The organism is Cocleimonas flava, assembly GCF_004339015.1.
Classification (GTDB): domain Bacteria; phylum Pseudomonadota; class Gammaproteobacteria; order Thiotrichales; family Thiotrichaceae; genus Cocleimonas; species Cocleimonas flava.
In genome coordinates, this window is sequence record NZ_SMFQ01000003.1 from 631,613 (window position 1) to 645,675 (window position 14,063).

Annotated in this window: 10 protein-coding genes; 3 read left to right on the forward strand and 7 right to left on the reverse strand. The window is 40.3% G+C overall.

From position 1 onward, the window contains the following. Nucleotides 1-308: 308 nt before the first annotated feature. The 3 genes from EV695_RS08900 to EV695_RS08910 form a co-directional block, all read right to left on the reverse strand. A complete protein-coding gene (locus EV695_RS08900) occupies nt 309-1,055 on the reverse strand; it encodes a cyclic nucleotide-binding domain-containing protein (RefSeq protein ID WP_131905581.1) in 747 nt (248 codons plus the stop codon). A 119-nt stretch (nt 1,056-1,174) separates the two neighbouring features. Further along, the gene (gene hemN, locus EV695_RS08905; protein WP_131905582.1) at nt 1,175-2,560 is read right to left on the reverse strand and encodes an oxygen-independent coproporphyrinogen III oxidase; all 1,386 of its coding nucleotides are present in this window, start codon (nt 2,558-2,560) and stop codon (nt 1,175-1,177) included. A 155-nt stretch (nt 2,561-2,715) separates the two neighbouring features. After that, on the reverse strand, nt 2,716-3,054 hold the full coding sequence (locus tag EV695_RS08910; RefSeq protein WP_131905583.1) for a hypothetical protein: 339 nt from the start codon (nt 3,052-3,054) through the stop codon (nt 2,716-2,718). A 288-nt stretch (nt 3,055-3,342) separates the two neighbouring features. Between EV695_RS08910 and EV695_RS08915 the strand changes: the two genes are divergently transcribed. Both EV695_RS08915 and EV695_RS08920 read left to right on the forward strand, forming a co-directional pair. Further along, the gene (locus EV695_RS08915) at nt 3,343-6,792 is read left to right on the forward strand and encodes an acyl-[ACP]--phospholipid O-acyltransferase (protein WP_131905584.1); all 3,450 of its coding nucleotides are present in this window, start codon (nt 3,343-3,345) and stop codon (nt 6,790-6,792) included. Between the two features lie 189 nt (nt 6,793-6,981). Next, entirely contained in the window at nt 6,982-7,977 is a 996-nt protein-coding gene (locus tag EV695_RS08920) for a hypothetical protein (RefSeq protein WP_165874662.1), read from the forward strand. A 141-nt stretch (nt 7,978-8,118) separates the two neighbouring features. On the opposite strand, the gene EV695_RS08925 is transcribed toward EV695_RS08920, so the two are convergent. After that, on the reverse strand, nt 8,119-10,548 hold the full coding sequence (locus EV695_RS08925) for a DNA internalization-related competence protein ComEC/Rec2 (RefSeq protein WP_131905586.1): 2,430 nt from the start codon (nt 10,546-10,548) through the stop codon (nt 8,119-8,121). 70 nt (nt 10,549-10,618) lie between these two features. On the opposite strand from EV695_RS08925, the gene EV695_RS08930 reads away from it, so the two are divergent. Further along, the gene (locus tag EV695_RS08930; protein WP_131905587.1) at nt 10,619-11,191 is read left to right on the forward strand and encodes a DUF2062 domain-containing protein; all 573 of its coding nucleotides are present in this window, start codon (nt 10,619-10,621) and stop codon (nt 11,189-11,191) included. Between the two features lie 23 nt (nt 11,192-11,214). Here EV695_RS08930 and EV695_RS08935 read toward each other — a convergent pair whose 3' ends face one another. From EV695_RS08935 to EV695_RS08945, 3 genes are all read right to left on the reverse strand, one after another. Further along, nucleotides 11,215-11,808, reverse strand: coding sequence for a histidine phosphatase family protein (locus EV695_RS08935; RefSeq protein ID WP_131905588.1), 594 nt, complete (start codon nt 11,806-11,808; stop codon nt 11,215-11,217). A 17-nt stretch (nt 11,809-11,825) separates the two neighbouring features. Beyond that, nucleotides 11,826-12,467 (reverse strand): 1,6-anhydro-N-acetylmuramyl-L-alanine amidase AmpD, encoded by a 642-nt coding sequence (gene ampD / locus EV695_RS08940; protein ID WP_131905589.1) that lies wholly within the window; start codon nt 12,465-12,467, stop codon nt 11,826-11,828. Nucleotides 12,468-12,571: 104 nt separating this feature from the next. Beyond that, entirely contained in the window at nt 12,572-13,978 is a 1,407-nt protein-coding gene (locus EV695_RS08945) for a cation:proton antiporter (RefSeq protein WP_131905590.1), read from the reverse strand. Nucleotides 13,979-14,063: the final 85 nt, after the last annotated feature.

Consider the following 14,063-nt stretch of genomic DNA (forward strand, 5'->3'; position numbering starts at 1 on the left):
ACATAACCTAAACTGAAGCTTAACAAAATACGAATTCATGACTTAGGTCATTACTTTAAATAGATAAAATTAATAATATAGTGTCATTCAAAACACACACACATTGAGGAGTGCTTGAAATGAAAGAATTATTATTTAGCCCAATGGGATTTTGGACGGTTTTCACACTTGCGTTTATTATTATTTTAATGAGCTACTTTGTTTATAAAGTGATGCGTTTATCTGAGAAGAAATAGCAGAAATTTAAACTGCCGAGATGAATCGACTCAGTGATAACAACACTGAGTCTGAGGTTTCATAAAAGCTGCTTAAGAAAGATGATCAGAACTACACGTTACATGCGCGATCTTTTCTAATTCAGCGAGATTCTTGATGGTTATCATACGGCGATTGGTTTCTAAAATACCGCTTTCGGACATGCGCGTAATAATTCTGCTAAGCGTTTCTACTGCCATACCAAGGTAGTTAGATAAATCCTGTCGTGGCATCGGCAAGGTAAATTCTTTGCTTGAGAAACCACGTGACTGATAGTGAGCCGCTACTTTTAATAGGAAAACGGCGAAACGTTCATCCGTTTGTTGCTGCCCTAGTGACAATAGCAGGTTCTGGTTGTGAGTAATTTCTTTACCCACTTGATGAAACATCACCTTGCGCATCCCGGGAAGACGATCACACAAGCCATCAAACTCTTCCAGACTGATTCTGCACAGCAATGTATCTTCTAATGCTGTTGCATTACATTTATGTTCGCCAGTATCAAAAGCATCGAAACCAAGCAAATCGCCGGGTAAGTGAAATTCGACAACTTGTTCTAATCCGTCTTTATTCGCAATTGAGGTTTTAACCGCACCCGATTTGACTGCGTAAATGCCATTTGCTTTGTCATTGGATCTAAAAACCAAACTTTTCTTTTTGATTTTTACTGACTTATCAATCGAAGTTTCTAATTCTTCAATTTCCGAGTCGCTTAATCCATTCGGTATACATATTTGACTTAAGCTGCACGCTTCGCACTTAATCGTCTTTTCGGCGATAATATTTATAGGTGGTTTCATAGCAGAAAGATTATGAGTTTTTTGACTTTTTAGCAAGATTTACCTGCTAAAAAGTCTTAAGCATTCTCATTAAAAACGCCTAATTAGCGGCTTCTAACAAGAACTATGGGTAAAAACCGTTAGATAACTTTAGAAAAACGTTGCTGCTTAATTTGTTCTTTCAAGTAAACATCAAACACCATACAAATATTACGGATCAAAAGTCGTCCACGTGGTGTCACATCAACTCTACGGGCATCCATAGTGATTAAATCATCGGCTTCAAACTTGATTAACTCTTCTAATTCTGCGGCAAAGTAATCATTAAAGACAATATCAAATTGTTCTTCTATTTGTTTGAAATCTAATGAAAAATGACAACTTAACTGTTGGATGACACGGTGTCTGATAATGTCGTCGTCATTCATACTCAAGCCACGAATAATAGGTAACTCATTTTTATCGATACGTTGGTAATATTTTTCCAGCGCTTTTTCATTCTGGCTATAACTATAGTAAACGCTACTGATTGCACTTACGCCCATTGCAACTAAATCACATTCAGCATGGGTGGTATAACCCTGAAAGTTTCTGTGTAACTGCCCTTGTTCCTGGGCAATTGATAACTCATCTTCAGGTTTTGCAAAGTGATCCATACCTATATAGTTATAACCATCGTTAACCAATGTTTCGATGCTATGTTGTAGTATTTCCAGTTTATCTTCGGCTTTTGGCAGTTGTGCTTCATTTATACGACGCTGGGGTTTAAACAAATGCGGCATGTGTGCATAGTTAAATAATGAAATCCTGTCTGGAGAAACCTCGATAATATGTTTTAAGGTATTGGCAAATCCTTCAACCGTTTGTAATGGCAAACCGTAAATCAAATCAATACTGATCGATTTGGCGTTATTTGCCCTACATGCATCGATGATTCCTTTGGTTTGATGAAATGGCTGGATTCTATTAACGGCCTTTTGTACTTCATCATCTATGTCTTGAACACCTAAACTAAAACGATTGAAACCAACTTCACGTAATACTTTAATAGTTTCTGCACTGACACTGCGCGGATCTATCTCAATAGAATAATCGCCCGAATCGTCATCCAGTAAATTGAAAGACTTACGGGTATAAGCCATTAAGTCCTTTATTTGTTGATGATTCAAAAATGTAGGCGTACCACCGCCCCAGTGAAGTTGCTCAACAATGCGATCGGTATCATATAGCTTTGCTTGCATATCGATTTCTCGATACAAATACTCAAGATAGGTATCCGCTTTAGAGTAATCTTTCGTGGCTATCTTGTTACAGGCACAATAAAAGCAAATCGTGTCACAGAAAGGGATATGAAAATACAACGACAGCGGCGCATTATCCTGTTTGTTGTTACTCAGATCAGCATGCACTCTAAAATCATCTTCAGTAAATGAAGGTGTAAAGGCTACCGCAGTTGGATATGACGTATAACGTGGACCTGCCGTGTCATAATTTTTAATTTTCTCAATATCAAATTCGATTTTCATAAAGGTTACTCTAAGTGGTCTTTTACAATATGCGCAAAATAATAACGTGAATCATTCTTATTCGAATTGATTTGCATCATGTTTAAGTAAACAACGCATTAGCCGTTAAATTGTCGATAAAGCGACAAAAATAAAACCTAAGAGCTTCACAATGATTAACTTACTTTTAGCTTTTTATCAGCCTGCTTTAAGGTCACAAGACTCATGTAGTTTTTAGCGGTTAATACGATACAAGCACCCACGACAAATAATCCCCCGATCACTAAACTAGCGGATTCATCATTTTGCAATTTAGTAAACAATACTGACCCCAAACCAACCGTTATAAGCATTAAGCCTACTGACATTAAACCTTTTACGATTAATTCTATATCGCACTCTGTGTCGCCTTTTTTTACATCGTGTTTTTCGTTGTGTTTGTCGTTATCTTTGCTGATATTTTTGTTGCTATCTATCTTGCTATCAATGTTGCTATAAATGTTGCGTTGTTTCATTTTAATAGTTTGCTCAAAACCTATTCATCATTAAAGAATGATACTAAGGCTGTGCTATATATCTCTTGATCTAGCTCATGCCACGCAAAATATTAATCTGTAAATAAGCACTAATCTGACAATAGGATTAAAAAAATTAACCTAACGTCACAGTTTTCGATACTTTTATTGCAGAAGTTATTACACTGGTATTAACAACACTTTGTCATGCTAAACTCGTTTGCATAATTATAAATATCACAATAAAAATCTAAAACAGGAAAACAGTATGTCCCTAGGAACTAAAGCATGAAAAATGCCCTGAAAGTTACCGGATTATTTACCTTTTTAGCGGTTGCCTTTTTAAATGCCTTTGTCGATTTAGGGCACAAAATAATTATTCAAAATACCATTTTCAAAAACTATGATGGTTCTGAATTAATTGTTTTAACATCTATTGTTAATGCGCTGATTTTATTGCCATTTATCCTGTTATTTACTCCCACAGGTTACATCTCAGACAAGTACGCGAAAAACAGTGTAATGCGTGTTAGCGCCTGGGTTGCGCTAGGAATAACATTACTTATTACCTTTAGTTATTATCAAGGCTGGTTTTGGGTGGCATTTGCCATGACATTTTTGCTCGCCATGCAAAGTGCGTTTTACTCGCCATCTAAATACGGCTATGTAAAAGGATTAGTCGGCGACCGACGTCTGGCGCAAGCGAATGGACTGCTTCAGGCTGTCACAACCACAGGGATTTTATTAGGAACATTTTTCTTCTCCATTTTATTCGAAAAAATTATCGTCGGTTTCGAAATAACGGATAAAGATTCGCTAATTGCCATGATGGCACCACTGGGCTGGGTATTAGTGGGATTAACTACCATTGAATTAGTCTTAGCTTATCGCTTGCCGCAAACCAATAAAACCAATCATAAAATGAAGTTTCGCTGGGATGATTATATCCGCGGTAGAACTCAGGTAAGGAATATTCGCCTTGTTAGACGTCAACCTTATATCTGGTTATCGATTCTTGGGCTTTCAATTTTCTGGGCAATTTCACAAGTTGTTTTAGCCACTTACCCGGCATACGCGAAAGAATTTTTAGGTATTACCAATACCGCCATGGTGCAAGGACTCATGGCATTTGCTGGTATTGGCGTGATGATTGGTTCATTGATTGCTGGCAGAGTCTCACGTGATCATATAGAAACCGGTTTAGTGCCTGTTGGCGCGATTGGAATCACGATTTCTCTGATACTGGTTAGAGCCTTTGACTCCAGCTTGCTGCAAGCCCTGAATTTTATGTTCCTTGGGGTAATGGGTGGTTTTATCGTTGTACCACTAAACGCACTACTTCAATATCACGCGCAAAATAATCAGTTAGGCAGAGTTTTAGCGACGAATAACCTTATCCAGTTTAGTGTGATGCTGTTATTCCTTGCGATAACAACGGTGCTTAGTTATTACAAGTTTGGCAGTACCGGCATACTTTGGGGATTAGCGCTGATTGCATTTATTGGTACGTTATATGCTGTCTTTAAAATACCTGAATCCCTACTGCGCTTTATTGTTGCCAGAATATTTGCTGCCCGTTACCGTATGAAAGTCTTGGGCTTTGAAAATCTGCCTCACTCTGGTGGTATGTTGCTACTCGGTAATCACATTAGTTTTGTCGATTGGGCATTGGTGCAAATCGCCAGCCCGCGCCAACTGAAATTTGTCATTGAACGCGGATATTATGAACGCTGGTATTTAAATGGCGTGCTTAAGATGTTCGGTGCAATCCCGATTAACAGTGGCGATAGCGCAGAATCGCTGGATATGATCAATAAATTACTTAAAGACGGGAAATCAGTTTGTCTATTCCCTGAAGGAACCATAAGTCGTACTGGACAACTTTCCGAATTCAAACGTGGCTATCAACGCGCTATAGAAGGAACTAACGCAAAAATTGTACCGTTCTATCTGCATGGATTATGGGGCAGCCGCTTTTCACGTTCTAGTGGATTTTTAAAAGACTCACGCCAGTCAGGCTTTAAACGTGATGTGATCGTCGCATTTGGCAAACCATTGCCGGCAGAAACAACACCTGACCAGTTAAAGCGTCGTGTCTTCGATTTATCATTCGCATCTTGGCAAAAGTATTCAAAAACACTCGACCCTATTCCGGTGTCATGGTTGAAAACCGCCAAGCGTATGAGTTTTCAAATGGCTGCAACCGACATCACCGGAGAGCCGGTCAGCCATCATAAATTCATTACTGGTGTGTTTGCCTTCTCTAGTCTTATCAAAAAGAACAGCCCAGAGAAAAACATAGGTATTCTGGTACCAGCCAGCGTCGGCGGAGCCATTACCAATATGGCGGTTATGGCAGCAGGAAAAACAGCGGTTAACCTCAACTTCACTTCGAGCCCTGAAGCGATTCAGGGATCAATAAAAAGTGCGGATATTAAAACCGTTTACACATCGAAGAAATTCATTCTAAAACTAGAGCAACGTGGCATAAAAATCAAAGAGATACTGCCAGAAACGAAACTGATCTATTTAGAAGAATTCAAAGAAAAGCTATCAAAAGCGCGAATGTTATTTACTTTGCTTTCGGTGATGTTATTACCCACTCGAATACTGCAATGGGTGTTTATCAAACCAATCAAGCTTGAAGACACTGCGGCGATCTTGTTTTCTAGCGGCAGTGAAGGCAACCCTAAAGGCGTTGAGCTTAGCCACTTGAATCTAGCCGCTAACTCACGTCAAATCGCCGATACGCTGAATACACGTGAAGACGATGTCGTTATGTCAACGCTGCCCACATTCCACGCCTTTGGCTTGTTAGCCACAACCTTTATGCCCTTATCCGAGGGCATACCGATTATATGTCACCCTGATCCCACGGATGTTGTCACGATTGCGAAAGGTGTCGCCAGACATCAGGCAACCGTGTTGTTTGGTACGTCGACATTTTTACGCTTGTACACGATGAATAAAAAGGTGCATCCGCTGATGCTTAGATCATTACGCTTAGTGATTGCTGGCGCTGAACGTTTGAACCCAGACACCCGCGATGCCTTTACCCTTAAATTCAATAAGCAATTATTGGAAGGTTACGGCACCACTGAAACATCGCCCGTTGCTGCGGTTAATATTCCTGATGAACTGGATACCAATTACTGGAAGCCTCAACTGGGCAACAAACTAGGTACGGTTGGAATGCCATTACCAGGAACAAGTTTGCGCATCGTTGACCCGCATACGCTGGAAGAACTGGCTACCGGCGAGGATGGTTTAATCCTGATTGGTGGTCCGCAAGTGATGAAAGGCTATCTCAACCAACCCGACAAAACCGCTGAAGTTATCGTCGAAATGGACAAGTATCGCTGGTACAAAAGTGGAGATAAGGGCCATTTGGATTCTGATGGCTTCTTGACCATTGTCGATCGTTATTCCAGGTTTGCAAAACTAGGTGGAGAGATGGTCAGCCTTTCTGCCGTAGAAGAAAAAATCAGAGGTGCTCTGGGCGATCCAGAACTTGAATTAGTCGCGGTGAATTTACCCGATGATAAAAAAGGGGAAAAAGTAACGCTATTAATCGTCAATGAAATGTCCGCCAGAGAGATCAAGAAAGCGTTGATTGATGCCGAGATGAATCCGCTGATGATTCCTTCTGCTTTTATCAATGTGAATGCGGTTCCGACTCTGGGTAGCGGCAAAACTGATTTCGCAACCTCCAAAAAAGTGGCTTTGGGAGAGTTATAACAACAAGGAGTGCAATCAAACAAGCAAATAGCATGATTCAATATTGTTTTGATAATTGATTGTCACCCCCCTACTTACAGGCACTTTTTTAGAAAGTGCCTAAATTTTAACCATTTTTAATAACATACAAGAATATGGTGTAAAAGATTGCTAGGCTTAAAGTGAATTTTTCAACAACAAGGATGATGTATGGAAAAAATCAGCACGATGCTAGCAAACATGCGCAACTTAAAATCAGCAACGATGTCCGCTCACGAATCACGAGACATTTACTTTAAAACATTATTTGCTGATCCTTACGGCTTAAAAAATAAAAAATATGATTGGGGCGGTGAAAACACTTTTGTTTACTTTTCCTTACTAGTTTACGGAATTGGTATTGCCACACTTCTGGCACTGGAAGCCAATGGAGTTCTCCCCGAAATAAACCCTAATATTTATTTCGCGTTTATATTTGCAGTATTCATCGAATTATTGGGGAAAGTGGTTTTTTCATGGAGCATCCATCGCTTCAAAATAAAAATTAACTACATTAGAAAGCTGGCGATAAGGCCCTGGCGTAAATTAAAGATATATGTCATTACCCTGTTCTTTGTTATTGAGGGTAAAGACGCTGTCCATATTATTTGTATGTTGTTTTTTATGGACCAACTGAAAACCATCTTTACAGAATGGAATGTCATCAGACGAAGAGTTCCCATATTAGCGTATGCATTTGTAGCATGGGACCGTATTGAAGACAGGCCCTATACACTTCGCTATGACATGCTTGAAGATATTCTGAGATTCATTGTTTACTTACCCTTCATCATTATCTTTGGTAAGGCATCAATCATCATTATGATTCCGAACTTGATTAACGAGTTTGGCGATGGATTGGCAGAACCTGTGGGGATTCGCTTTGGTCGTCATAAATACCGCACGCGATCATTGTGGTACAACGGTAAATTCTGGAATGGCGATTTCCAACGCAGCCTTGAAGGCAGTGCCATGGTGTACATAATTTCAGTGGTGGTATTGCTGATGTATAGCGACCTATTCACCAGCACCCAGTTGATTATTTCGTTGATATTCTTACCGATTATTATGACGGTAGCAGAAGCCTTTAGTCCGCATACCAATGATGGACCAATGCTGGCATTAACCGGATGTTCCTTCCTCTGGGTGACGATGAATTTCACCTAGGTCATATAAAAGTATTGTTTAAGTTTTGCTTAAGCCACCCCCCTACTTTAAGGCATATTTTTTTAAATTAGAGGGGTGACTTACTTAGCTATATAGAAAAAATAGTTAAATAGAAAAATAGCTAATTAGAAAAATTAACCCCTATCGGCTCCAAAAACCTCGGTTAGTGAGTCGATAGGAATTTGTCTTGATCTCACCCTCATTCGCAGGGAAGCTAATTAGAATTGCGCCATGATCGACTGTATTCATTAAAGTCACCCCCCTACTTTGGTAACGTTTTTCTATCTCGGCTTTAGGATGTCCAAAGCGACTTCGATACCCTGCCGTAATCAAAGCAATATCAGGTGATACCGCTTCAATAAAGGCAATCGAAGATGATGTTTTACTACCATGGTGCGGCACTGTCATAACATCTGCATGCAGTTTTTGCGGAGCAGTTTCGAGTAAATTATTTTCAGCTAACTGTTGGATATCACCCGTTATCAGCAATGTATGATAAGCATTCGACACTCTTAATACACAGGATCGGTTATTGTCATTCTCTGGGTACACAGCCGGTGGCGAGAGTATCTCAAAGTCGACATTATCCCATCTCCATTTCTTGCCCATTTCACAGGCATCTATCTTTACCTTATCCAAAACCGTGGGATCACTACTCACGACAGAGCTAACGGGTATATTGTCATAGATGTATTTAGCACCACCTCGGTGATCGATATCCTCATGAGATATCAATAAGGTATCAACCTTTGTAATACCTTTAGCCCGTAAATAAGGAATAACCACCAGCTTGCCTATATCAAAGTTGTTACTCGCACGAGCACCCGTATCGTAAACCAGCGTATGTGATTTTGTTTGAATGACTGAAGCCATGCCTTGCCCCACATCGAGCATTGTATAACTGAACTCACCATCGCTTGTTTTTGCCGGGGAGAATAAAACAGCAGGAATGATTAATACCGCACCCAACCAACGCGCGGGGAAACCTTTGGGTAGAAAGATAAAGAGAAGCCCCATGAATGATAAAGTCAAATAAACAGTGGGAATTTCAGAAGGATGGAAATTTGAGAGGATTGTGCCATCGACTAGCTCCAATCCCTTAAACAGGTAATCGATCGCTACGGCAGCTATTTTGAATAGAGTATCGGACAAGACCCCAGATATTGGCATTAATATCAGAGCAACCAGACTTAAAGGCACAACCACCAAAGACACCCACGGAATAGCAAATAAATTCGCAACCGGAGAGGTTAAAGAAGCGGTACCGAAAAACAAAATGGTTAACGGCAGCATGGCTAACGAAATCAACAACTGTAATTTCACCATCATCCAGCGAGGCTTTTGCTGCTGGCGTTTGATGAAAAACAGAATAATTGCCACCGCCATAAAAGATAGCCAGAAACTAATCGTCATCGCCGCCAGTGGATCCAGCAATAACACCAAAATCAATGCAACCGCTAATACAGTCGAGGAATCGTAATTCTTCCGACTATTTAAACCCCACACACCTATCACGACCATCAATAAGGCACGCTGAGTAGGCAATGTAAAACCAGCTAACATCGCATATATCAACGCAAACACCACACCAACAATTGAGCCAGCTATGCGCACAGGGACCCACTCATTCAAACGTGGAAATAATCTCCACAGCAACATAATCGGTAAAAAGGCAAAGCTCGCGAGTAAAGCGATATGCAAACCTGAGATGGCAATCAAATGACTGGTGCCAGATTGTTGCAATAATTCCCACTGTCTATCATCCAGCTTGGTTCTGACTGCAACTGTGAGAGCACTCAGCACAGCCGCAGAGGTTTTGTTTTCGACATTGCTTTGAATCGTTTCATGGATATTTTGGCGCAAGCGATTAATCGAATACCAGGCAGATGGAGCGATTCGTTTATTGAGTGTTAGTGATTTACGTACATAACCTGTGGCTCTGATCCGTTCGGTGAATAACCACTTCTCATAATCAAAACCACCGGGATTGAGAAAGCCGTTTGGCTGTTTTAAGCGAACAACAAATTGCCACTTTTCACCCGCATTTAGTAATTGATGATGCCTAAACCAGCCTAGTCTGACATTTCCTTTAAAATCTAACGGCGTATTGATATTTTTTTGAACGATAGTCTGCGATGTTGCTTCTGAATCATTGAGCCGTGTTGTGTTATTGATCAGTTCTGCGTTTTCTACCTTGAAAATAAATCGTACACCTTCATCCGTAGAATTCGGAATATCGTGAATTTTACCCTCGAGTAAAATCTCCTGACCTTGCAGTTGGCTGGGTAAACGATTATTGATTTGAGTGTGTGCTGCATAAGCAGCGATGCTGAAACCAAACAGGAAAACGATGACCGATTTCAGGGCAGTTATCAAAGAATGTGTATATTTATTCTGATTAAATGATTTATAACCCTTGAAGTACGGTAATAAAAGTACAATGATTAGAGCTAAGCTCATAGGTAACAATACATATAAAAATGTAGATATAGAAACAAGACTATTTGGTATGGTCTGAAAGAACTGGAGCGTTACCGTGCCCAGTAAAAATAGAATTGAATAAATCCGCATGAAAGTCTTATTTGTATTATTCGTCTGATTATTATGATTTAGATTTCGTATTTAGATAAAATATTAACATATGCCACGTAAGTTCCTGAAACGCTATTCTCCTAGCCCGAAAACAATTCGGGATAATAAGGCATTATCTTATTTAGGTGAGGATATTCATCGCCCTAGTTTGTGGCATATGAACCGAAACTCGGTATCGAAAGCATTTGCCATCGGTTTATTCTGTACCTGGATACCCTTTCCCCTACAAACCATTATCGCTGCATTGCTTGCCATTTTCTATCGTGCGCATTTACCGATATCCGTGGCATTAGTCTTTATAACCAATCCAATTACAATTCCGCCGATGTTCTACTTCGCCTATAAATTAGGTAGCGTCATGCTGGGCGTAGAACTAGAATCAGTCCCCATGGACTTGAGCTGGGAATGGTTTTCATCGACATTACATCAAATCTGGCAACCTTTATTATTTGGCTGTTTGATCTTGGCCATCGTTTCATCGGCAGTGGGATATTTTACAATCAACACTATTTGGCGCAAAAATATTAAACACCGCTGGAAATGTCGTGTAGACGAACGCGAAGCAGCGCGCGCCAAACAATCAATGCTGAGCGAAATCAAAAAAGCGATGAAAGATAGCTAGTGGCTATTAACGCTAGCGAACTATTATCTCAGTAATATCCGCAAGCCTTTTCGGTCGTTTATGACTCTCAACATCCCTGCAAAAGGCATATCAATCAACTGCTGACTGGCTAATGGCATGCCTAGAATAATACCCAAAATGGCACGGGTTACGCCCAAATGCGTCACCAATAAAACATGTTCGCCTTCATAGGCTGTCAGGATTTTCCCGAATGCGTCGTTTACCCGAGGTGTAAAAAACTCCAATAACTCTGCATTTTCTGGGCGGTTATTGACCGGATCGTCGAAGAAATTCCAATAATCCTCTTCTGATTCATGGAATATTTCAGTCGCGGTTCGTCCTTCCCATTTTCCGTAACCAGCTTCTCTAAAATTCTCTACCACTTCAACAGGGATTTTTTTACTTGTACCTAATTGTTGTGCAAATTCATAACAACGTAACATGGGGGAGCTTATTATCGCAGACCAGTCCGCTGGATTAGCCTCGACACTGTGTTGCATCTGTTGCCAACCTGTTTTACTTAAATGATGGTCTGTGCCACCGCCGCGATACATTGTCCCGCCTTCAGGTTCACCATGTCGGAGGATGTCAATTATGGTTGTGGTTTGATTAGTCATTGTACGTTTATCTCTATTTATCTCTGTCCATCGTTATCTATTTCAGTATCTGTCTCAAGTTTTGCATTAGCGGGGAGCTGCACATCAAGCGCGTCACTTAAAGAATCCCATCTAAAATAAGGCCCTGGATCGGTTTTACGACCCGGTGCAATATGTTCGTGACCAGTGATATTTTCTTTGGATAATGACGGATAGCGTTTCAGCAAAGCAGTTAGCGTTTGTTCCAGTGTCTGATATTGAACCTCGGTAAATGGTTCAAAATCCGTACCTTCCATCTCAATACCAATCGAGAAATCATTACACACACTTCGACCTAAATAGCTGGATTCTCCCGCATGCCAGGCACGTTTTTCAAAAGGTACGTATTGAACAACTTCGCCTTCACGTCTAATCAATAGATGACTAGAAACCCGTAAATGGTCGATTTCTTTATAGAAGGGATGCTCATCCCTATCGAGTGTATTGGTGAATAGCTGATCGATTCCGTCACCACCAAATTCATTGGGAGGAAGGCTGATATTGTGAATAACGATTAAAGAAATATCATCAATGTCTGGACGCTCATCGTGATTTGGCGACGGGCATACCCTCGCACTTTCTAAAAAACCTTTATTAATCGTGCTGTTTGGTTCTGGGCGTTTTGTTTCAATTTTTGGCATATTGGTATTATGCCAGAACAAAGCGGATACGGTAAAAGGTCACCCCCCTACTTTAAGGCACTTTTTCTTTATATTTAGGTTAACTGATTCGTACGAAATTAAATCTAAACCTTTTTAACCATAGTTCTATCAATAGACCATTTCAGAACAATCGGTGAGATCAGTGTCGTTATTATCACCATAATGACAACAGCACTAAAAACATCATCACCAATAACACCCAGCCCTTTTCCGATACTGGCAAATATCAAACCTACTTCGCCACGTGGAATCATACCGATACCAATCACAAATCGATTCACACCTTTACCAGCAGCTAGACCAGATAGGAGCTTTCCAATGATTGCTACGACTGTAAACATAACGGCCAGCCAGATTGTTTGCGTTTCGAGAAAGGTTTTTAGATTAACCTGCATTCCCATCAAAACAAAAAACACAGGAGCAAACAGACTTTCAATCGGATTAATCAGTTCCTGAGTGGTCGGCGAATAATCAAAATTTCCATTTTCATCACAATGTTGACTTCTTTTTTTACTATCACCAAAGTGTTCATCATTTACAATTAAGCCAGCTGCAAACGCACCTACAATTGATGCCAAACCAATAAAGCTAGTAAACGCTGCCATTAGAAAAGCAAGGGCTAGTGGGAATAACAGTTTTACCTGAAATTTACTGAATACCTGATAAAACTTACTCACCAGCCACCCAACAGTTTTTTCACCAAAGAGTAATACCAAGGCGATGAAACCAATCGATAATAAGAGAATTTGTGAGACATCGGCTATTTGAACACTACCGGTAGAGACAATTCCGATGACTATTGCGAGGATAATCAGACCTAAAATATCATCGATTACCGCGGCACCTAAAATGACACGAGCTTCTTTGCTTTTAAATCTGTCTAAATCTTTTAAAACACGCGCGGTAATACCGACACTGGTTGCGCTTAATGTAGCCCCGATAAATAAATGGGTGGGTGTTGATACTTCTGGCAGAAACCAGCTACTGGCAATATACCCCAGTGAAAATGGTGCGACCACACCAATAATGGAAACAAACAAAGAGCGTTTGCCGACCTTGATCATATCGGTGACTGAGTTCTCTAAGCCAATCATAAACAGTAGCATAATTACACCAAGGTTGGAGAACAACCAAAGCGTCATGGTCATCAGCAATGTATCCATTGCATGAGGACCTACAATAAAGGAAATTAATTCTTGAGAGATTCCGCCTTCGGCTAATTCATTGGCGTTAAAGACATGCATTGCGGCATCATTGATACTGGAACCCGTTCGCCACACTTCTTCTAGCAATCTCTGCGCATCATCAAGATGCATAATCACAGTCGCTAATGGGTTACCTAACCAATAGGCAATATTACCCAGCAACACCCCGATCAATAATTCACCAAGCACTGAAGCCTGATTGAAACGCAATGCAAGACCACGACCAATAGAAGCCATGCCGATAATAACGGCGAGCTCTAGCAATATAAATGAGAAGGGTTCCATACTCTCATTATCAACTAATACAGATTATTTATAGTTGATATTAATCAGACTCGATATTGATAGTTACATTCAATTTAGCCCTGCT

Excerpts from the sequence above, each read along its gene's own strand:
- EV695_RS08900 (WP_131905581.1), bottom strand. The coding sequence starts at position 1,055 with ATGAAACCACCTATAAATATTATCGCCGAAAAGACGATTAAGTGCGAA.
- hemN (WP_131905582.1), bottom strand. The coding sequence starts at position 2,560 with ATGAAAATCGAATTTGATATTGAGAAAATTAAAAATTATGACACGGCA.
- EV695_RS08910 (WP_131905583.1), bottom strand. The coding sequence starts at position 3,054 with ATGAAACAACGCAACATTTATAGCAACATTGATAGCAAGATAGATAGC.
- EV695_RS08915 (WP_131905584.1), top strand. The coding sequence starts at position 3,343 with ATGAAAAATGCCCTGAAAGTTACCGGATTATTTACCTTTTTAGCGGTT.
- EV695_RS08920 (WP_165874662.1), top strand. The coding sequence starts at position 6,982 with ATGGAAAAAATCAGCACGATGCTAGCAAACATGCGCAACTTAAAATCA.
- EV695_RS08925 (WP_131905586.1), bottom strand. The coding sequence starts at position 10,548 with ATGCGGATTTATTCAATTCTATTTTTACTGGGCACGGTAACGCTCCAG.
- EV695_RS08930 (WP_131905587.1), top strand. The coding sequence starts at position 10,619 with ATGCCACGTAAGTTCCTGAAACGCTATTCTCCTAGCCCGAAAACAATT.
- EV695_RS08935 (WP_131905588.1), bottom strand. The coding sequence starts at position 11,808 with ATGACTAATCAAACCACAACCATAATTGACATCCTCCGACATGGTGAA.
- ampD (WP_131905589.1), bottom strand. The coding sequence starts at position 12,467 with ATGCCAAAAATTGAAACAAAACGCCCAGAACCAAACAGCACGATTAAT.
- EV695_RS08945 (WP_131905590.1), bottom strand. The coding sequence starts at position 13,978 with ATGGAACCCTTCTCATTTATATTGCTAGAGCTCGCCGTTATTATCGGC.